The 20,150-nt window shown below is 42.2% G+C and carries 15 protein-coding genes, 2 tRNA genes and 1 rRNA gene; 5 read left to right on the top strand and 13 right to left on the bottom strand.

The features are described 5' to 3' along the window. Nucleotides 1-80: 80 nt before the first annotated feature. From A6A20_RS06045 to A6A20_RS06065, 5 genes are all read right to left on the bottom strand, one after another. Nucleotides 81-156 (bottom strand) — tRNA-Ala (locus A6A20_RS06045). A gap of 39 nt (nt 157-195) precedes the next feature. Beyond that, a tRNA-Ile gene (locus tag A6A20_RS06050) sits at nt 196-272 on the bottom strand. Nucleotides 273-335: 63 nt separating this feature from the next. Then, nucleotides 336-1,879, bottom strand: a 16S ribosomal RNA gene (locus tag A6A20_RS06055). Nucleotides 1,880-2,264: 385 nt separating this feature from the next. Next, a complete protein-coding gene (locus tag A6A20_RS06060) occupies nt 2,265-2,357 on the bottom strand; it encodes a methionine/alanine import family NSS transporter small subunit (RefSeq protein ID WP_132690812.1) in 93 nt (30 codons plus the stop codon). After that, entirely contained in the window at nt 2,354-3,865 is a 1,512-nt protein-coding gene (locus A6A20_RS06065) for a sodium-dependent transporter (RefSeq protein WP_279572600.1), read from the bottom strand. Before A6A20_RS06065 ends, A6A20_RS06060 begins: the two co-directional genes overlap by 4 nt. Nucleotides 3,866-4,231: 366 nt before the next feature. On the opposite strand from A6A20_RS06065, the gene dprA reads away from it, so the two are divergent. The 4 genes from dprA (at nt 4,232) to aroE (ending at nt 7,336) form a co-directional block, all read left to right on the top strand. Further along, on the top strand, nt 4,232-5,344 hold the full coding sequence (gene dprA / locus A6A20_RS06070) for a DNA-processing protein DprA (protein WP_279572601.1): 1,113 nt from the start codon (nt 4,232-4,234) through the stop codon (nt 5,342-5,344). A gap of 82 nt (nt 5,345-5,426) precedes the next feature. Continuing rightward, nucleotides 5,427-5,969: a DNA topoisomerase family protein gene (locus A6A20_RS06075; protein WP_279572602.1), complete on the top strand. Its 543-nt coding sequence runs from the start codon at nt 5,427-5,429 to the stop codon at nt 5,967-5,969. Further along, complete coding sequence (tsaC, locus tag A6A20_RS06080) at nt 5,959-6,510, top strand: L-threonylcarbamoyladenylate synthase type 1 TsaC (RefSeq protein WP_279572603.1); 552 nt, start codon at nt 5,959-5,961, stop codon at nt 6,508-6,510. Before A6A20_RS06075 ends, tsaC begins: the two co-directional genes overlap by 11 nt. Nucleotides 6,511-6,520: 10 nt before the next feature. Continuing rightward, on the top strand, nt 6,521-7,336 hold the full coding sequence (gene aroE / locus A6A20_RS06085; protein ID WP_279572604.1) for a shikimate dehydrogenase: 816 nt from the start codon (nt 6,521-6,523) through the stop codon (nt 7,334-7,336). A gap of 5 nt (nt 7,337-7,341) precedes the next feature. Here aroE and A6A20_RS06090 read toward each other — a convergent pair whose 3' ends face one another. Together A6A20_RS06090 and A6A20_RS06095 are read right to left on the bottom strand one after the other, a co-directional pair. Further along, nucleotides 7,342-8,490 (bottom strand): Gfo/Idh/MocA family protein, encoded by a 1,149-nt coding sequence (locus A6A20_RS06090; protein WP_279573753.1) that lies wholly within the window; start codon nt 8,488-8,490, stop codon nt 7,342-7,344. A gap of 58 nt (nt 8,491-8,548) precedes the next feature. Beyond that, the gene (locus A6A20_RS06095) at nt 8,549-10,060 is read right to left on the bottom strand and encodes a CoA-acylating methylmalonate-semialdehyde dehydrogenase (RefSeq protein ID WP_279572605.1); all 1,512 of its coding nucleotides are present in this window, start codon (nt 10,058-10,060) and stop codon (nt 8,549-8,551) included. 311 nt (nt 10,061-10,371) lie between these two features. On the opposite strand from A6A20_RS06095, the gene iolB reads away from it, so the two are divergent. Continuing rightward, nucleotides 10,372-11,202 carry a 5-deoxy-glucuronate isomerase gene (iolB, locus tag A6A20_RS06100; RefSeq protein ID WP_279572606.1) on the top strand — a complete coding sequence of 277 codons (831 nt, stop codon included), beginning with the start codon at nt 10,372-10,374 and terminating at the stop codon, nt 11,200-11,202. Nucleotides 11,203-11,412: 210 nt separating this feature from the next. Here the strand turns inward: iolB and cysI are convergent, their stop codons facing one another. The 6 genes from cysI to cysG all read right to left on the bottom strand — a co-directional run bounded on the left by cysI (nt 11,413) and on the right by cysG (nt 20,146). Next, nucleotides 11,413-13,173, bottom strand: coding sequence for an assimilatory sulfite reductase (NADPH) hemoprotein subunit (gene cysI, locus A6A20_RS06105; protein WP_279572607.1), 1,761 nt, complete (start codon nt 13,171-13,173; stop codon nt 11,413-11,415). Between the two features lie 205 nt (nt 13,174-13,378). Beyond that, nucleotides 13,379-15,193 (bottom strand): NADPH-dependent assimilatory sulfite reductase flavoprotein subunit, encoded by a 1,815-nt coding sequence (gene cysJ / locus A6A20_RS06110; protein ID WP_279572608.1) that lies wholly within the window; start codon nt 15,191-15,193, stop codon nt 13,379-13,381. 3 nt (nt 15,194-15,196) lie between these two features. Next, a complete protein-coding gene (locus A6A20_RS06115) occupies nt 15,197-16,486 on the bottom strand; it encodes a sulfate adenylyltransferase subunit 1 (RefSeq protein ID WP_279572609.1) in 1,290 nt (429 codons plus the stop codon). An 11-nt stretch (nt 16,487-16,497) separates the two neighbouring features. Then, nucleotides 16,498-17,424, bottom strand: a complete 927-nt coding sequence (gene cysD, locus A6A20_RS06120; RefSeq protein WP_279572610.1) for a sulfate adenylyltransferase subunit CysD — start codon at nt 17,422-17,424, stop codon at nt 16,498-16,500. Nucleotides 17,425-17,970: 546 nt separating this feature from the next. Further along, the gene (locus tag A6A20_RS06125) at nt 17,971-18,705 is read right to left on the bottom strand and encodes a phosphoadenylyl-sulfate reductase (protein WP_279572611.1); all 735 of its coding nucleotides are present in this window, start codon (nt 18,703-18,705) and stop codon (nt 17,971-17,973) included. A 10-nt stretch (nt 18,706-18,715) separates the two neighbouring features. Then, a complete protein-coding gene (gene cysG, locus A6A20_RS06130; protein WP_279572612.1) occupies nt 18,716-20,146 on the bottom strand; it encodes a siroheme synthase CysG in 1,431 nt (476 codons plus the stop codon). Nucleotides 20,147-20,150 lie beyond the last annotated feature (4 nt).

The following is a 20,150-nucleotide window of genomic DNA, read 5'->3' on the forward strand; positions in this document are numbered from 1 at the left end:
AGATAATCTTATCAATCATCATGGGTAAAAAGTCATTTCTTATCACCTTTTACCCATAAGGATTTCGCCATAAAGTGATTTGGTGGAGATAAGCGGGATCGAACCGCTGACCTCCTGCGTGCAAGGCAGGCGCTCTCCCAGCTGAGCTATATCCCCAAATACCCTCTATTCACTCTGCCACTTGCTTTTATCAAGTGGTGGGTCTGAGTGGACTTGAACCACCGACCTCACCCTTATCAGGGGTGCGCTCTAACCACCTGAGCTACAGACCCGCAGAGTCATCTCTTATCTATCAAACAATCTGTGTGGACACCTCGTGCACTCAAGCTCTTTTATAAGGAGGTGATCCAACCGCAGGTTCCCCTACGGTTACCTTGTTACGACTTCACCCCAGTCACGAATCATACCGTGGTGAACGCCCTCCTTGCGGTTAAGCTATCCACTTCTGGTACAACCCGCTCCCATGGTGTGACGGGCGGTGTGTACAAGGCCCGGGAACGTATTCACCGCAACATTCTGATTTGCGATTACTAGCGATTCCGACTTCATGGAGTCGAGTTGCAGACTCCAATCCGGACTTAGATGCACTTTCTGAGATTCGCTCAAGCTCGCACTCTCGCTGCCCTCTGTATGCACCATTGTAGCACGTGTGTAGCCCTACTCGTAAGGGCCATGATGACTTGACGTCATCCCCACCTTCCTCCAGTTTATCACTGGCAGTCTCCTTTGAGTTCCCACCTCATGTGCTGGCAACAAAGGATAAGGGTTGCGCTCGTTGCGGGACTTAACCCAACATTTCACAACACGAGCTGACGACAGCCATGCAGCACCTGTCTCTAAGCTCCTTACGGCACGCCTCTATCTCTAAAGGCTTCTTAGGATGTCAAGAGTAGGTAAGGTTCTTCGCGTTGCATCGAATTAAACCACATGCTCCACCGCTTGTGCGGGCCCCCGTCAATTCATTTGAGTTTTAACCTTGCGGCCGTACTCCCCAGGCGGTCGATTTATCACGTTAACTACGAGCACCAAGCTTCAAAGCCCAATCCCCAAATCGACAGCGTTTACAGCGTGGACTACCAGGGTATCTAATCCTGTTTGCTCCCCACGCTTTCGCACATGAGCGTCAGTCTCTCCCCAAGGGGCTGCCTTCGCCTTCGGTATTCCTCCACATCTCTACGCATTTCACCGCTACACGTGGAATTCTACCCCTCCCTAGAGGACTCTAGTCACCCAGTATGAAATGCAATTCCTAGGTTAAGCCCAGGGATTTCACACCTCACTTAAGCAACCGCCTGCGTGCCCTTTACGCCCAGTTATTCCGATTAACGCTCGCACCCTCCGTATTACCGCGGCTGCTGGCACGGAGTTAGCCGGTGCTTCTTCTGTGGCTAACGTCAATTTGTTACTCTATTTAAGCAACAACCTTCCTCACCACCGAAAGAACTTTACAACCCGAAGGCCTTCTTCATTCACGCGGCATGGCTGCGTCAGAGTTCCCTCCATTGCGCAATATTCCCCACTGCTGCCTCCCGTAGGAGTCTGGGCCGTGTCTCAGTCCCAGTGTGGCTGGTCATCCTCTCAGACCAGCTAGAGATCGTCGCCTTGGTAGGCCCTTACCCCACCAACTAGCTAATCTCACTTGGGCTTATCTTATGGCTAGTGGCTAAAAAGTCCCACTACTTTAATCTCTCGATTTTACGCGGTATTAGCCACAGTTTCCCGTGGTTATCCCCCTCCATAAGCCAAATTCCCAAGCCTTACTCACCCGTCCGCCACTCGTCAGCAAAAGAAACAAGTTTCTTTCCCGTTACCGTTCGACTTGCATGTGTTAAGCCTGCCGCCAGCGTTCAATCTGAGCCATGATCAAACTCTTCAGTTTAATCTTTCCACTCAATACTGACTTCAAATAAATTGTTCAGCACTGGTGTGTTAAATCTAAAATTTTCAATATTTTCAAACTCAAGCACACGAGTGCCCACACAGATTGTCTGATTATCTTGTTAAAGAACAACTTTCTATTCAGAAAGAAAAACGACGCTGATTTTTCATCTTGTCAACTACAGCGTCGTTGTGTGGGGCGTATTATAGTGATTTCATTTCGCCTTGCAAGTGCTTTTTGCAATTTTTTTGCTTTTTTTATTTAAATGCACATTTTTGCAACAAACTTATCCACGTTTTCTCTTTTTTGTATTTAAATAAAACAAAAATATTCTAAAATTTGACCGCACTTTATAACCCAAGTGCGGTCAATTCTGCAAAAGTTTTTATTCTTTTGGTAAGCGTTTAATGGCAAGCAATAAACCGCCCCAAATAATCACTAAGGCAATACTCATCATAATGATTGCGGTTAAACTCATTCTTCTTCCTCCACAAATTTATCTTCATGTTCCCAAGCTAGGCGGGTTAATAGATAAGCAATTACCACTAAGCCTATCGCCATTCCCCAACCAAAGGTGTCAATAAACCAACTCGGATAGCCACCATACCCCTCGGTAAGTACTTTGCTAATTTCGGTAAATAACATATAGACCAATACGATTGGGGTTAATGCCCCAGCACAAACACGCCAACCCATGCCTAATTTAAATGAGGAAGTTTTATTGCTATGTGCTGCTAATTTAGATAAGGATTCTGTTAATAACAAGGCATAAGTGGAAACTAATGCCACCGCTACAATACCAAAGTTATTAACAAATTTATCCAGTACATCTAACACTGGCAAACCTGTGGTTGTCCCAAATAATAAAGTAGAAACGATCATCATAGGCACGCCGACTAAGAACGTCGCTCCAATGCGGTTCATTTTGATTTTATCCTGTACTGAGGCAATAATTACTTCTAATACCGACATAAAAGAGGTCAACGCAGCAACCACTAATGAACCAAAAAATAGCACACCAATCACTGCCCCAAAAGGTGCTTGGTCAATAATAGCTGGAAAAGCAATAAAGGCAAGCCCAATACCTGAAGTCGCCACTTCACCCACTTCTTTACCTGCTGATAATGCCATAAAACCCAGTGCAGCAAACACACCAATTCCCGCTAACAATTCAAAAGAACTGTTGGCAAAGCCCACTACCAAGCCTGAACCGGTTAGATCAGAGTTACGCTTTAAATAAGAGGCATAGGTAATCATAATACCGAAACAAATAGATAATGAGAAAAAGATTTGTCCATAAGCCGCTACCCATACTGTTGGTTCAAATAATTTTGACCAATCTGGGGTAAATAACGCATCTAGTCCTTTTGCCGCCCCCGGTAAGAATAAGGCACTTACTACCAAGGCAAAAAACATTATGACCAAAATTGGCATAAAGAAAGAAGAGGCTCGGCTAATGCCTTTTTGTACACCTAATGCCATAATGGCTAAAGTGACTAACCATACCCCAACCAAAGGCCCTGCCACTGTGGCAACAAAATCAAAGCCTACCGTTACATCACTGGACATTTTGAGGAAATTATGGAAAAAGAAGCTAGCTGGATCATTCCCCCAAGCACTATTAAAAGAATAATAGGTGTACATCGCTGCCCAACCTAAAATCACCGCATAATAAAGCCCGATAACAATATTAATTAAGACCTGCCACCAACCAAAAATTTCAAATTTTTTATTTAAACGGCGATAAGCTAAAGGGGCTGATGCCTGATATTTATGCCCAATGGCATAATCTAAAAATAATAAGGGGATACCTGCGGTTAATAAGGCAATAATATAGGGAATAATAAATGCCCCGCCGCCATTTTCATAAGCTACATAGGGAAATCGCCAAATATTGCCTAAACCAACCGCAGAACCTATTGCTGCTAAAATAAAGGCATTACGCCCTGCAAAGGTTTCTCGAACCTTAGAAGTGGACTTTGCCATTTTTTGCTCCTTAGAATGAAAATCAATTAAAGCAATGAATATAGAGCAATATAAAATATTGTCAAATGCTTAAAAATAGACTTATCTAGAGATTAATACCATAAAAAAGCGAAAACTTTAGTGATACATTCTAATAACTTATTTATTATCAAAATAAAACGCTTATTATCTCTTTATTTATCGCCATAAACTTCTAAACAAAAACACAACAAAAAATGTACTTTTTATTGAAAAAGTCATCATTTTTTTATCATTTTGCGATACCCATTCCAAAAATAAATGCTGATAACATAAAATTCTCGCCTTATTTTGACCGCACTTTTAAGCTAATAACACTTTTAAGCCTTAATGAAGGTTAATCATATTATGCAAAATCAGGAACTTGCCGTTTTATTACGTTTACTACAAATCCCCCAACTTAATGTGTCCACCATTATTCGTTTACTCCAGCAAGTAACGCTAGCTGATCTACTTAATTACGATCGTACTGCGTTCCAACAAATAGGGTGGCATTCCACTCAAATTCAAGCCTGGTTTCACCCCAAAATGCAATATATTGAACCTGCTCTACAATGGCAACAACAGCAACCTGATCAGCATATTATCCACCTTCTCCAAGCTGATTATCCTTATTTGTTACGACAAATTCATTCCGCTCCCCCCATTTTGTTTGTCAAAGGTAATTTAGCTTGTCTTCCACAGCCCCAAATTGCCATTGTTGGTAGTCGTCATTGCTCAAGTTATGGAGAATATTGGACGAAATATTTTGCTTCTGAACTTTGTACGTCAGGATTTATTATCACGAGTGGATTAGCCCTAGGCATTGATGGTTTTGCTCACCAAGCGGTCATTGCTCAACAAGGGCAAACCATTGCGGTATTAGGCAGCGGATTAGACCATATCTATCCAACGAAACATCAACAGCTTGCTCAACAAATTATTGCTAATCAAGGGGCATTAATTTCGGAATTTCTGCCTCAACAACCTCCTGTTGCTAAAAATTTTCCTCGCCGTAACCGTATTATTAGTGGTCTTTCCTTAGCCACACTAGTTATTGAAGCCAATGAACATAGCGGTTCACTGATTACCGCAAGATATGCCCTAGAACAAAATCGTGATATTTTTGCCCTCCCCAGTCATATCCAAAGCCAATTTAGTCAAGGTTGTCATAAGCTGATTAAACAAGGAGCAATGCTAGTAGAAAATGTGGCAGATATTATTGAAAATCTCTCTCACTATACACAAAATTATGTGGCAGCAACAATAACCAATCCCCCACTTCAAACACCGCCTAAAACTGAACCCGCCATATCACCAGAATATCCCGAACTTTTCGCCCATATTCCCCATACGGGCATTAGCCTTGATCAACTAGCAGAACAGCTCAATTTAGCGGTAGAAGAATTACTGATCCAATTATTAGCTTTACAACTGCAAGGGTTAATCAGTGAACAAGATGGATTATATCAACGGCTTTAGCGAATTGGTTTTGCATAATGCGATAAAAAGCGTTAGCATAACCTTAGGATTAACAAAACCACTTGCATAACAACAAATCAATATGGCAAATCAGCTTTTTACGCCGACCAAACAAACCAATCTCTGCCCACAATGCGGTGCAACATTGCAAATAAAACAGGGGAAAAAAGGCTTATTTCTAGGTTGTAGTGCTTACCCTCAGTGCGATTATCTACAACCGCTACACCATTCGCCAGAAAACAAAATTCTTAAACATCTTGATGAACAATGTCCTGATTGTGGTCATCATTTAGTGCTTAAACAAGGGCATTTTGGTATGTTTATTGGTTGTAGTAATTACCCTGCCTGCCATTTTATTGTGCAAGATAATCCCAATGAAACACCGCAAAAGCAAATTGACTGCCCTGAATGTCGGCAAGGGCATCTAGTGGCTCGGCGTGGACGGCAAGGTAAAACCTTTTATGCTTGCGATCGCTATCCCAAATGTAAATTTACCTTGCCAAGCAAGCCCATTCAGTTGGCTTGCCCACAATGCCATTACCCTTTAAGCATTGAGAAAAAAACAACTGTTTATCAATGTGCCAATAAACAATGTAAACATACTTTCACCACAAATGAAGATTGAACAACTGGTTTCTTACCTCCAACAAAATGACATTATCGCCTATCCTACCGAAGCAGTATTTGGTTTAGGCTGTAACCCTTATAGTGAAGTTGCTGTGCAGAAATTACTCACATTAAAACAACGCCCAAAAGAAAAGGGCTTGATCCTCATTGCTCCAACGCTTGAATTACTACTCCCTTTTATCGATCAGTCTGCACTTAGCGAAAAACATTGGCAAAAACTGACCGCACTTTCATCACAGCCCACCACTTGGGTTGTGCCAAGCAACAGCGATACCCCTTGTTGGCTCACTGGGCAATTTGATAGCATTGCCATTCGCCTCTGCCGCCACCCTGCGGTCGTTGAGCTTTGTCGCCACACCCATTTTGCCTTAACCTCTACCAGTGCCAATCTTTCTGGCTTGCCCCCTTGTAAAACTGCAGAAGAAGTACGGTTACAATTTGGTTTAAATTTTCCTGTTTATAATCAACCCGTAGGGCAAGCACAAAATCCCTCACAAATTCGTGATATTTTTACCGATCAAATTATTAGAAATGGATAAGGAAAACACTATGGATCACTATGCCGTCTGGGGCAATCCTATCGCCCAAAGCAAATCCCCACAAATTCACCAATTTTTTGCCCAACAAACAGGACAAACTCTGTCTTACTCTGCTCAATTAGGCGATTTAGACCAATTTGAACAGCAATTACAAGACTTTTTTGCCCAAGGGGGCAAAGGTTGCAATATTACTGCCCCTTTTAAAGAACGAGCCTTTGCCCTTGCCCATAGCCATAGCGAACGTTGTTTAACCGCTGAGGCTTGTAACACCCTAAAACGTTTAGATAATGGGCAATTATATGCGGATAATACCGATGGAGCAGGCTTAGTTTCCGATTTACAACGCTTAAATTGGCTGAAACCTCAACAAAAAATTCTTATTCTCGGTGCTGGCGGAGCGAGTAAAGGCGTACTATTACCGCTACTACAAGCCCAACAACATATTAGCATTGCTAATCGTACCCTTGAAAAAGCCCAACAATTAGCGGAAAAATTTGCCCATTATGGTCAAATTAAGGCTTATGACCTTGCCCATATTCCATTGCAACATTTTGATTTAATTATTAACGCAACATCTCTTGGCTTACAAGGGCAAGTCGTGGATATTGATGAAGAAATTTTGAAAAATGCCACCGCACTTTATGATATGCAATACGCCAAACAACAGGATACCCCCTTTATCCAACGAGGCAAACAGCTCGGCGTGGGGCAATTAAGCGATGGCTTAGGAATGTTAATCGGACAAGCGGCACACGCTTTTGCTCTTTGGCGTGGCGTTATGCCTGATACCACGCCATTATTGGGGCTATTGAAAGAAGAACGTTAATGTTTTTAAGGGGAACGGCTGCAAATAGTATCTACCTCAATCCAACGTTTTTGTTTACAAGATAAAGCAATGGCATCAAGCACTAAAGCCACTTTATATCCCTCTAAAAAATCAGGATATAGCGGTTGATCATTGGCGATACCATTAATTAGATCACGAATTTCAACCGCTTTTTGATCATTAAAACCGATGCCATGTCCTGCACTCACACAAAAATGGCGGTAATCGGGGTGTAAAGGTCCAGTTAAAATGGTTTTAAACCCTTGCCGACTGGGATCATCATGATGTAAATAAAGTTTTAATTCTGCCATACGTTCTTGTGTATAACTGATTGTGCCTTTGGTTCCTGTAATCACATAACTCAACCCCATTTTACGCCCACAAGCAATGCGAGAGGTTTCAATCGTTCCCATACAACCGTTAGCAAAACGTAACAAGGCACTTGCCTGATCTTCATTTTCTACTGCCAAATGTTGGGTTAAATCATTTGGGTCAGGGCGAGTTTTGATCACTGTCTGCATATCGCCAATAACCTTTTGAATATCACTCCCCACTAAAAATTGTGCCATTTGGACAATATGTGCCCCTAAATCCCCCAAAGCACCTAACCCCGCTTTTTGTTTTAAACAATGCCAATCTAAAGGACTATGCGGATCTGCCAAATAATCTTCATTATGTGTTCCATAAAAATGCACCACTTCGCCAATTTCACCATTTTGAATAATTTGTCTGGCAAGCTGAGTGGTTGGATTTTTAATATAATTAAAACCTACTAAGGTTTTTACCCCAGCATTATGGGCGGCTTGATACATTAAAGCACTATCTTCCGCATTCAACGCCAAAGGTTTTTCACAATAAATATGTTTCCCCTGAGCAATCGCTGCCAAAGCAATTTCTTTATGTAAAAAATTCGGGGTACAAATATCAATAATATCCACTTCTGGATCATTAACTACTTCTCGCCAATCAGCACTAAATCGTTTAAAACCAAATTCAGCCGCTCGTTGCCGCGCTAAATCCAAATTAATTTCCGCTAAATGGGTTAATTCTAATTGTGCTTGCAATGGAAACACTGTTGGGGCTTGAGCATAAGCAATGGCATGACAACGCCCTATATAACCTGTGCCAATTAAACCTATTCGTAACTTGTTCATCATTTATTGCCTCTATAATAAAAAAGGAATGGTTATTCCATTCCTTTCTTTTGATGATTTATAATGTCGGCATACTAAATGCCGCCCCCTCATTGCCTTCACGATAGTCAGGCCAACGAGTCGTTACTGTTTTCATTTTGGTATAAAAACGTACACCATCTGGTCCATAGGCATTTAATTGTCCATAGGCAGAATGTTTCCATCCACCAAAACAATGGAACGCCATTGGCACAGGAATAGGCACATTAACCCCCACCATACCTGCCTGTACTTTATAAGTAAACTCTCTGGCTGCTGCACCATTAGCAGTGAAAATCGCTGCCCCATTACCATAAGGGTGTTGATTAATCAGTTGTAAAGCTTCATCAAAACTTTTCGCTCGCACAATACCTAGCACTGGTCCAAAAATCTCTTCCTGATAAATCACCATATCAGGTTTCACATGATCAAATAAAGTGCCGCCAATAAAGAACCCTTGCTCATAACCTGCTGGTTTTTTACCTCGTCCATCAACCACTAATGTTGCCCCTTCAACCACGCCTTTATCAATATAACCTGTTACATTATTCAAATGTTGTTGGGTAATTAATGGCCCAAAATCCATTTCTTTTTCGCCATCTTTTGCAATCCCCGGCCCATAACGTAAAGCCTCAACTTTTGGTTTCAACGCTTTAACTAATTTATCAGCGGTATCATCATCAATGGTTACCGCTAATGGCAATGCCATACAACGTTCGCCTGCTGCCCCAAAAGCAGCACCTAATAACGCATCAGCGGTTGTCTCAATATCTACATCAGGCATAATAATAGCGTGGTTTTTTGCCGCTCCTAGGGCTTGCACACGTTTACCAAACTCACCGCCCACTTTATGCACATAAGCCGCCGCTGGCGTTGACCCCACAAAACTAATGGCTTGTACACGAGGATCGCGCATTAAAATTTCATTATCGTGACGATCGCCATGTACAACATTGAATACCCCATCTGGCAAACCTGCTTCTTTTAATAATTCTGCTAAATAAATAGATAACGATGGATCGGCTTTGGCAGGTTTGAGAATAAAGGTGTTACCACAAGCTAAAGAAATTGGGAACATCCACATTGGCACCATAGCTGGGAAATTAAAAGGGGTAATACCTACTGTTACGCCTAAAGGTTGCATAGCCGAATGAATATCAATGCCACGCCCTGCCTGTTCAGAAAATTCACCTTTTAATAGATGCGGAATACCGCAAGCAAACTCTACCACCTCTAATCCACGTTGTAGCTCACCAATAGAATCAGAATATACCTTGCCATGCTCCTCAGTAATAACACGAGCTAACTTATCAAAATCACGCAACAATAATTCTTTAAACTTAAACATCACTCTCGCACGGCGTAACGGCGAAGTTTCAGCCCAAGCAGGAAAAGCCGCTTGCGCCACATCAATCGCTTCATTAACATCTTCAGCACTACTCATAATCACTTGACGAATTTGCTGCCCCGTAGCTGGATTATAAATCGGCCACGCTGTTGTACCACGACTCGGAACTTGTTTACCATTAATAAAATTTAATACTGTTTCCATTACTGAACTCCTTTAATGATCAAAGCAAATTAGGAAAAAACGAATCCACTCACCACACTTATAGCCGTTTCACATTGAAATAATACTGCTCTGGCATACCTGTCTTATTTCAAATCAAACGACAATACACACTCTCAATGAATATATAATTAGATTATGCTAATTAAATAAAAATTTCAATTCAAAACCCCCAAATATGAAATTTTTATTTCATTTTTGTGATATAGATTACAGTTTTGACAAAATCTCATCGCAAAATTTATCAAGTGCGGTATGATTTTAGACAGAATTTATCAATAGCGAGGTATATCATGAGCAAATTATTAGCGAAATCACAAAAAAATAATCCTGCTCCCAATGGACAAGTCCAATGCGTAACACCAAACAGTGCAAATTGGGAATATGTTGGCTTTGAAGTCTATCATTTATCAGCAGGGCAACAACTAAGCTATAACAGCGAGAATACCGAAGTCTGTTTTGTATTAGTGGCTGGGCAAGCGACTATTAAGACAGCCCAACAAACTTTTAGCCAAATAGGTAAACGCTTATCCCCTTTTGAACGAATTCCGCCTTATTCTGTTTATATTCCACCTCATCAGCAAGTGGAAATTATTGCAATAACCCCCTTAGAATTAGCAGTTTGTCGTGCCCCAAGCCAAGGAAATTACCCTGCTCGTTTAATTTCCCCACAACAAGTAGGCGTTGAACAACGAGGATATGGCAACAACAAACGCTTAGTGCATAATATTCTGCCAGAAACCGAACCTGCTGATAGCTTATTAGTGGTTGAAGTGTTTACTGATGAGGGTAATACAAGTTCCTTTCCTAGCCATAAACACGATGATAAACACAGCACACAGGAAACCTATTTAGAAGAAACCTATTATCACCGCTTTGAACCAAGCCAAGGTTTTGCATTACAACGAGTTTATACTGACGATCGTAGCCTAGATGAATGTATGGCTGTATATGACGGCGATGTGGTACAAGTTCCCAAAGGCTACCACCCCGTTGCTACCATTGCGGGTTACAATAATTATTACCTCAATGTAATGGCAGGCCCTGTCCGCAAATGGCAATTTAGCTGGGAAAAAGATCACGCATGGATAAATACCAGTGATTATGCAAATAAATTCAAATAATCAACCCATACCACAAGGTTACTTTTTACGGAATGAGAAGTGAGTTTGTGGTATTTAATGATGTAAATAGTTACTGATCTGCCCATTATGCTTTTCAAGTGGAAAAAATAGTTGCTAATAATTTGAGAAAGTTATTATTAGCAACCATTTTGTCCATTACACCTATAAAAAAGGCGAACAACTCGCCTTATAACTAAACTCATTTACTTTTTAAGCCACCTTACTCACATCCCAAAAATCAACAGGGGCGTTGATAACAGGTTTAACGATGCCTGTGCGGATAACAAAATCGCCGAAACCTTCATCAGCTTGGCGTTGGGTTGCCCAGTTGCCGATAAGTTGGTCTAAAATGGCGAGGATTTCAGGTTCGGTAATGTTTTCCTTGAATAAACGAGGAATGCGTGTGCCTGCTCGGTTGCCGCCGAGATGAAGATTGTAGCGTCCTACCGCTTTTCCCACTAATCCCACTTCAGCAAGCATTGCTCGTCCGCAACCATTTGGGCAGCCTGTTACTCGCAATACAATATGTTCTTGGCTAACTTGATGCTTTGCCATTAACTCATCAATCCGATCAATAAATTCAGGTAAAAAGCGTTCAGCTTCTGCCATTGCTAATGGGCAAGTAGGCAGTGAAACGCAAGCCATACTATGTTCACGTTGAGGGCTAATTCGGTCGTCAATTAATTTATATTCTCGAGCAATACGTTCAATTTTAACTTTATCACGGCTACTTACCCCAGCCACAATCAAATTTTGATTAGCGGTTAGGCGGAAATCCCCCTTATGTACCTTAGCGATTTCTCGCATACCAGTTTTTAATGGGCGATCAGGATAGTCAAGCAAACGCCCATTTTCAATAAATAGGGTTAAATGCCATTTATTGTCTTCGCCCTTAATCCAACCAATACGATCGCCTCGTTCGGTAAATTGATAAGGACGAATTGGCTCAAAAACAACGCCCATACGCTGTTCAACTTCTTGTTTCACCCGATCTAAGCCCACACGTTGAATGGTATAGCGTAATTTTGCGTTTTTCCGATCACTACGGTTGCCCCAATCTCGTTGGGTAGTTACCACTGCTTCAGCACAAGCCAATACGTTGTCTAGCCCAATGAAGCCTAGCTCTAAAGCAGTATTGGGATAGGTTTTGTGGTTGCCGTGTTCCATTGATAAACCACCACCGATTAACACGTTAAAACCCACTAACTTGCCCTGTTCGCCAATGGCAACAAAGTTTAGGTCGTTTGCGTGTAAATCCACATCGTTGTGTGGCGGAATGACTACGGTGGTTTTAAACTTACGAGGTAAATAGGTTTTGCCTAGCACTGGTTCAATTTTATCGCTGGATTCTTTTAATAAAGGCTTCGTGGTTTCTGTGGTAAACACTTTCTCGCCATCAAGCCAAATATCTGCATAAGCGGTAGTACGAGGCAACAAATGTTCAGAGATTTTTTTCGCCCATTCATAGGCTTCTTTATGCAGTTGGCTTTCTACGGGGTTAGAAGTACAAAGCACATTACGGTTCACATCGCCTGCGGTGGCAATGGAATCTAGCCCAAGTTGATGCAACCATTGGTGCATTGCTTTAATATTACGTTTTAGTACACCGTGATATTGGAACGTTTGGCGATTGGTTAAGCGAATACTGCCATAAGTGGTTTGTTCACTAGCAAATTGATCGATACCTAACCATTGTTGCGGCGAAATAATTCCCCCAGGTAAACGACAACGCAACATTACATTTTTATTAGGTTCAAGTTTTTGCTCAATGCGTTCAGCACGAATATCCCGATCATCTTGTTCATACATACCGTGAAAGCGGATTAATTGGAAGTTATCTTTGCTAAATCCGCCTGTAAGTTGTTCATTGAGATCTTGAGCAATGGTGCCGTGTAAGTAATCACTTTGATCTTTAAGCCGTTCATTATCGGCGAGAGGTTTGTTTTTCCATTCGGTTGTTTTGTCGGTCATATTTTCACTCCAAGTTTGTTGTTCTATGCTCAATGTTGCTAAAAGTGCGGTCGTTTTTTATTTATTTTTGTTTTTTTGCCAACAGTTTTATTGTTAGCAACTTTCAGAAGATAAATAACAGAGAACAGAATAAAGAGTTAAAACACCCATCAGTTAAATATATAAAAATAACTCTGTCTTCAGTCCTCTGTCTTCCGTCCTCAGATCAATACACATCCCTCTGATAACGTTTATCTTCTCGTAGTTGTTCAATATAGTCTTCAGCTTGTTCAAGGCTCATTGCCCCTGCTTGAGCTACCGCTTGAATTAAGGCATTTTCCACGTCTTTTGCCATTTTTGAGGCATCACCACAGACATAAATATACGCCCCTTGTTGTAGCCATTGCCAAAGTGCGGTGGCTTCTTGCAAAATTTTATGTTGAACATAGACCTTTTCTTGTTGCTCTCTTGACCAAGCAAAGCTGTATTTATGCAAATAGCCTTGTTTAGCCGCCTCTTGCCACTCTAATTGATAAAGGAAATCATCGGTAGAACGCTGGTTACCAAAAATCAACCAGTTTTGTCCCTCTGCCTCTTCGGCGATACGTTGCTGAATAAAGGCTCTAAAAGGGGCGATACCTGTGCCTGAACCAATCATAATAATAGGCTTGCTGTTATCTTGCGGTAAACGGAAATGGGCATTAGGCTCAATAAAGACTTTCACTTCGCCATCTTCTTCAACACGATCCGCTAAATAGCCTGATGCGCCGCCTGTTCTGGCTTTATCATCATATTGATAACGCACAACGCCAACGGTTAAATGCACTTCTTCGCCCACTTCCGCTTGTGCCGAGGCAATGGAATACAGTCTTGGTGTTAGCGGACGCAATAAACTGACTAATTGCTCGCCCGTTAATGCCGTTGGATAATGCTGTAATACGCCAATTAACGGGGTTTGTTGTACATAATCATTCAATTTTTGCGGATCTGCCACTAAGTCTTGTAACGCATTATGCTGACTTAATTCCGCATATTTTTTCACAAAAACCGTTGTATTTTGGGTCAATTCAAGCTGACTAATTAAGGCTTGTCGCAAGGTAACAGGGGCATTGTTAATACTGACTTGCTCATCGCCATTGAGCTGTACCGCTTGCAACACTTCTGCCACCAAATTTGGATCGTTTTCAAACCATACCCCCAAGGCATCGCCTGCTTGATATTGCAAGCCTGAGCCGGCGAGATCAATCTCCAAATGACGCACGTCTTTTTCCGCTTGGCGACTGGTAATTTTTTGATTAACCGATAAGGTGGCGGTAAAAGGATTTTGTTTGTTATAAGGGCTAACTTGAGCGGTGGCGACCGTTTCATTGCCCACATTCACCGCTTGTAATTGTTGGGTTTGTCCCTGTTTTTGCTGACAAAGGGTAACCACTTGGGCAATCCATTGTTCCGCTTGTTCATTAAAATCTAAATCACAATCTACACGTTCAAGTAAACGTGTCGCCCCTAAATCCGCTAAACGTTGGTCAAAATCCTTGCCTGCTTGGCAAAAATCAGGATAAGAGGAATCGCCCAAGCCTAATACCGCAAAACTCAGTTGGGCGAGTTGAGGGGCTTTTTTGCCAAATAAATATTTATAAAGGCTTACCGCTTCCTCTGGTGGTTCGCCGTCCCCTTGGGTGGAACTCACTAATAATAACAAGGTTTCATCGGCAATTTGCTTGGCTTTATAATCGCCTGCATTTTTACGTTGCACCTCAATCCCCACCGCTTGTAAGGCTTGGGCTAATTGATCTGCCACCCCTTTGGCATTGCCTGTTTGTGAGGCAGATAATACCGTAACCTTTAAGGGTTCGGCTTGAAGTGCGGTCTGATTTGGCGATAAATTTTGTGCAATATCCTGCGTTGCATTAGCCTGTTGAGCGGATAATGCCCAACAATAACCTGAAAGCCAAGCTAATTGGCGAGCATCGCTCTGTTGTAAACATTGCTGTAATAATTGCAGTTGTTCTGGCTGAAAGGGTAGGTCAATTTTGCTCATTGATTATGCCTCCACCACACGAATCATACCTGCTGCCACCGTATGATAAGTGGCTTCATCAATTAAAATAAAGGCACCAATGGCTTGATTTTGCTCATAAGGTGTCGCCAAAATCGGTTTTTGCAAACTCAATTCCACTTCGCCTAAATCATTCATTTGTAAGCTCGTTGCCCCTGTTTCTTGGGTCAGGGTTTGCACATTAAGCACATTATTCACTTGACGCACCTTAGCAAATAGGGTTTGGGTGCTATGTTTAAGCAAATATTTGCGAGCGGTATTTAACGGACGTTGATCAAACCAACATAGGGTTGCCACCAGATTTTTAGTAGGTTGCAATGGCGAATCCAATGCCACTAACACATCGCCACGAGAAATATCAATATCATCGGTTAAACGCAAGGTAACCACTTGCCCACTTTGAGCCTGCTCAACTTCGCCCTTTGGCGTGATAATTTCTGCTACGGTGGATTGCAAACCTGACGGCTCAATGCGTACCTGTTGCCCCACTTTGATTTGCCCAGCCTCAATTCGCCCTTGATAACCACGAAAATCATCTTGTTTATCCGCATCTTGGCGAATCACAAATTGCACAGGGAAATAAAAATCCTGTTGTTGATATTGGTTATCCACCGTTGGCAAATTTTCTAATAAGCTCAATAATGGCTCGCCTTGATACCAAGGCATTTGGCTACTTTTATGCACAATGTTGTCGCCCAATAAGGCAGAAACCGGAATAAAATGCACCTGAGGAATGGCTAATTGTTGGGCAAGTTGTTGATAAGCCTGACAAATTGCCTCAAATTTTTGTTGGTCATAGCCCAATAAATCCATTTTATTAATGGCAACCACAATATGCGGACAATTTAATTCACGCAAAATAGCAGAATGGCGTTTGGTTTGTGGTAATAATGCAAGGGGTTGCTGACTAAAATCAATTTGTGAGGCATCAAGCAACACCACAGCGGCTGAGGCGGTAGATGCCCCTGTTACCATATTGCGAGTATATTGTTCGTGTCCCGGTGTGTCGGCAATAATAAATTTACGGGTTGCGGTAGAAAAATAACGATAGGCAACGTCAATGGTAATGCCTTGTTCACGCTCTGCTTCTAAACCATCGGTTAATAAAGAAAAATCAATGGCTTGCTGATTATTTTGTTGTGATTGAGTTAATAAGCTAAGCTGATCGTTTAATAGGGCTTTGCTATCGTATAACAGGCGACCAATCAGGGTACTTTTGCCATCATCAACACTGCCTGCGGTAATAAAACGTAATGGGGTAGTAAAGGTTGTCATCGCTCTGCTCCTTAAAAGTAACCTTGTTTTTTGCGTTGTTCCATCGCCGCTGCACTGGCTTGGTCATCTAAACGGGTGGCACTGCGTTCGGAAATATCCGTTAATGCAGTTTCACGAATAATGTCAAATGGCGTACTCGCCTCACTTGCCACAGGGCAGGTACAACTAATATCGCCCACAGTACGAAAACGCACCGATAATACCTCGCTGGTTTCTTGCGGTGCTTTCGGTGTTAATGGCGTTACAGGCACTAACAAGCCTTTACGGCGTACCACTTCACGTTGGTGAGCATAATAAATGGAAGGCAAGGCAAGATTTTCTCTGGCGATATATTGCCAAATATCCAATTCCGTCCAGTTAGAAATAGGGAAAACACGCATATTTTCGCCTTTATGCAATTTGGCATTGTAAAGTTCCCATAATTCAGGACGTTGTGCTTTCGGATCCCATTGCCCAAATTCATCACGAAAAGAGAAAATTCGCTCTTTGGCTCGGGCTTTTTCTTCATCACGTCTTGCCCCGCCCATTAAGGCATCAAAGCCTTGTTCCGCAATGGTTTCCAATAGGGTTACCGCTTGAGCAGCGTTGCGTGAGTCCGTTTCTTTGCGTAGCACCACTGTGCCGTTAGCAATGGATTGCTCTACCGAGCCTACCACCAATTTTGCCCCTAACTCTGCCACCACTTGATCACGAAAGGCGATAACTTCAGGATAGTTATGCCCTGTGTCAATATGCACAAGGGGAAAGGGTAATTGTACAGGGCGATTGCCAAGCTGAAAGGCTTTGCGAGCTAACGCCAATAAAACGACAGAATCTTTACCGCCAGAAAATAATAAAGCGGGGTTTTCACATTCTGCCACCACTTCACGGATAATATAAATGGACTCAGCCTCTAGCCAATCAAGGTGTCCGTTGTTGAGTTGTGGTTGTGTTGTCATTGTTATCACTCCTTAAAAAGTGCGGTTAATTTTTAAATTATTTTTCTATATTTATTGATAGTTTCGCTATTGGCGATTTACATTCCTTTCTTTGTATTTGCTAACGGATTTCGCCGTTGGCGACTTACTTTCTTTGCTTGCACAAAGAAAGTAAGCAAAGAAATGCCCCCCTAGAAAAACCTTAATCTTCACTTCGGCAAGAACCATTACGACTTATTTCTGAACTTGCCTTGCTTTGCAAGGCTTCGGACAACAGAAATAAGTCTATGGTTCTAAGCCTTGTTCAGCGGTTTTTAAGGGGAAAGGGAGCTTTATTCCCTTTTCTCTTAGTTTTATTTATTTTTTACTCCCCCCTTAAAAAGCCCCTTGCTAAGGCTTACAACGATAGAATAATTTTGGCTGTTTGAGCGTAGCGAGTTCCAAAATTATTCGTATATCGTTGTTGCCGAAAGCAAGGATTAGGCTTTTTCTAGGGGGCGTGTTTCTTTGCCTACTTTCTTTACACGAGTAAAGAAAGTAGGTCGCACAAAGTGCGAAACACTCTTCCTATTTATGCAACCCACATTCCTTACTATCCTTATTTTCCCACCACCAGCGACCAGCACGAATGTCCTCGCCCTCTTTTACTGGGCGGGTGCAAGGATCGCAGCCAATGCTAGGAAAGCCTTGTAAATACAACTGGTTATAAGGCACTTGATAATGCAAAATATATGCCCACACTTGCTGTTCTGACCAATCAAAAATCGGATTATATTTCGCCATTGCACGAGCCTCATCTTGTTCGGCAAAGGGTAATTCAGTACGGGTTACCGATTGTTCACGCCGTTGCCCTGTTAGCCAAGCGTCCGCTCCCTCTAAGGCGCGGTTAAGGGGTTCAATTTTGCGGATATAACAACATTGTTTGCGTAACGCCACGCTTTCATAGTAGGCGTGTTTGCCAAATTCTTGCACAAATTGCTCTGCTTTATCCGCTTGTGGCTGAAAAACTTGAAAATCCAAGTGCGGATAAATTTGGGCAATTTGTTGTAACAAATCCAAGGTTTCGGAATGTAATAAACCTGTATCTAGGGTAAACACCTGAATGGGAAGATGTTGTTTCGCAATAATATCGGTAATCAACATATCTTCCACCGCTAAACTACTGGCAAAACGGGCTTGTTGATGTTGTTGAGCAATCTGTTGTAGCCGTTCAGTTAGGGTTTGTACCTTATCCGCTAAACTCGCCACCACCTCATTATTTGGCGTAGGAATTTGCCATAATTTTGGTTTAATTAAACTCATTGCTCGCCCCCTATGCCACTTGACTAATGCGTAAATTATCAATGGTAAAGTGCGGTGCTTTTTGCGCCTGTTTTTGCTCGCCAAACCAAGCCAGTTGCTGATGTAACTGCACGACTTCGCCAATCACAATTAAAGCAGGGGTTGGCACTTGCTCACTGAGTTCCGCTAACTGTTGTAACTCGCCAATTAAGGTTTGCTGACTAAGTTGAGTACCTTGGCTAATTATCGCCACTGGGGTGGTGGCGGCTCGTCCAAATTGGATTAATTTGTCGGCAATGTCTTTGGCTTTAATTGTCCCCATATAAATCACCAGGGTTTGTTGCGAACGAGCAAGGCTTTGCCATTCTAGTTGTTCTGCCTGATCTTTGCGGTGTCCTGTTACGAAAATCGCACTTTGTGCATAATCTCGGTGAGTTAATGGGATACCTGCATAAGCGGTTGCCCCAATGCCAGCGGTAATGCCCGGCACAACGGCAAAAGGAATATTTTCTGCTTTTAATGCCTCTAATTCTTCGCCACCACGCCCAAACACAAAGGGATCGCCACCTTTTAGCCGTACCACACGTTTTCCTTGTTGAGCATATTGCACCAATAATTGGTTAATTTTCTGCTGGCTGGTTTGCTCGCCTTTGCCTCGCTTGCCCACAAATACCAAATCCGCATCACGTCTAACTAACTCCAATACTTCTTTGGATACTAAGGCATCGTATAGCACCACGTCCGCTTGCTGAATTTCCTGCAAGCCTTTTAAGGTTAATAACCCAGCATCGCCAGGACCTGCCCCCACCAAAGACACAAAACCGCCTTGATAATCTTGTTCAAGCTGTTGTGCCAGTTCCTGCTCCGCTTGGGCTAATTGTTGATTGGTTACTAACTGGGCAAACTTGCCATTAAATAATTGCTCCCAAAAACGTCTTCTTGCGGTTAAGCCTTTGATTTTTTGTTTAATTTTATCTCGCCAACGTCCTGCAATGGTTGCCATTGTGCCGAGATGCTGTGGCAATAACGCCTCTAATTTTTCGCGTAATAAACGGGCTAATACAGGGGCTGTTCCGCCACTGGAAATCGCAATTTGAATGGGATTGCGATCAATAATGGACGGAAAAATAAAATTACAATGGGGCTGGTCATCAACGGTATTAATCAATTTATGTTGTTGCTGAGCAATATGGTAAACCCGTTGATTAAACTCGCTATCATTGGTGGCACAAATAATTAAAAAAACTGACCGCACTTGTTCCGCATTAAAGGTTTTAGCCAGCCAAATCACTTTGCCTTGCGCCACCAACTCATTTAATTTAGCGGATAATTTGGGGGCAACTAGGCGAATTTCAGCGTTGGCTTTAAGTAATAAAGACACTTTGCGTGTCGCCACTGAACCGCCACCAATCACCAACACAGGGCGATGATTTAGATCGGCAAAAATCGGAAAATAATTCATTTTT

This window comes from Volucribacter amazonae, from assembly GCF_029783845.1.
Lineage (GTDB): Bacteria > Pseudomonadota > Gammaproteobacteria > Enterobacterales > Pasteurellaceae > Volucribacter > Volucribacter amazonae.

Coding starts and splice junctions, on each gene's coding strand:
- A6A20_RS06060 (WP_132690812.1), bottom strand. CDS start 2,357: ATGAGTTTAACCGCAATCATTATGATGAGTATTGCCTTAGTGATTATT.
- A6A20_RS06065 (WP_279572600.1), bottom strand. CDS start 3,865: ATGGCAAAGTCCACTTCTAAGGTTCGAGAAACCTTTGCAGGGCGTAAT.
- dprA (WP_279572601.1), top strand. CDS start 4,232: ATGCAAAATCAGGAACTTGCCGTTTTATTACGTTTACTACAAATCCCC.
- A6A20_RS06075 (WP_279572602.1), top strand. CDS start 5,427: ATGGCAAATCAGCTTTTTACGCCGACCAAACAAACCAATCTCTGCCCA.
- tsaC (WP_279572603.1), top strand. CDS start 5,959: ATGAAGATTGAACAACTGGTTTCTTACCTCCAACAAAATGACATTATC.
- aroE (WP_279572604.1), top strand. CDS start 6,521: ATGGATCACTATGCCGTCTGGGGCAATCCTATCGCCCAAAGCAAATCC.
- A6A20_RS06090 (WP_279573753.1), bottom strand. CDS start 8,490: ATGAACAAGTTACGAATAGGTTTAATTGGCACAGGTTATATAGGGCGT.
- A6A20_RS06095 (WP_279572605.1), bottom strand. CDS start 10,060: ATGGAAACAGTATTAAATTTTATTAATGGTAAACAAGTTCCGAGTCGT.
- iolB (WP_279572606.1), top strand. CDS start 10,372: ATGAGCAAATTATTAGCGAAATCACAAAAAAATAATCCTGCTCCCAAT.
- cysI (WP_279572607.1), bottom strand. CDS start 13,173: ATGACCGACAAAACAACCGAATGGAAAAACAAACCTCTCGCCGATAAT.
- cysJ (WP_279572608.1), bottom strand. CDS start 15,193: ATGAGCAAAATTGACCTACCCTTTCAGCCAGAACAACTGCAATTATTA.
- A6A20_RS06115 (WP_279572609.1), bottom strand. CDS start 16,486: ATGACAACCTTTACTACCCCATTACGTTTTATTACCGCAGGCAGTGTT.
- cysD (WP_279572610.1), bottom strand. CDS start 17,424: ATGACAACACAACCACAACTCAACAACGGACACCTTGATTGGCTAGAG.
- A6A20_RS06125 (WP_279572611.1), bottom strand. CDS start 18,705: ATGAGTTTAATTAAACCAAAATTATGGCAAATTCCTACGCCAAATAAT.
- cysG (WP_279572612.1), bottom strand. CDS start 20,146: ATGAATTATTTTCCGATTTTTGCCGATCTAAATCATCGCCCTGTGTTG.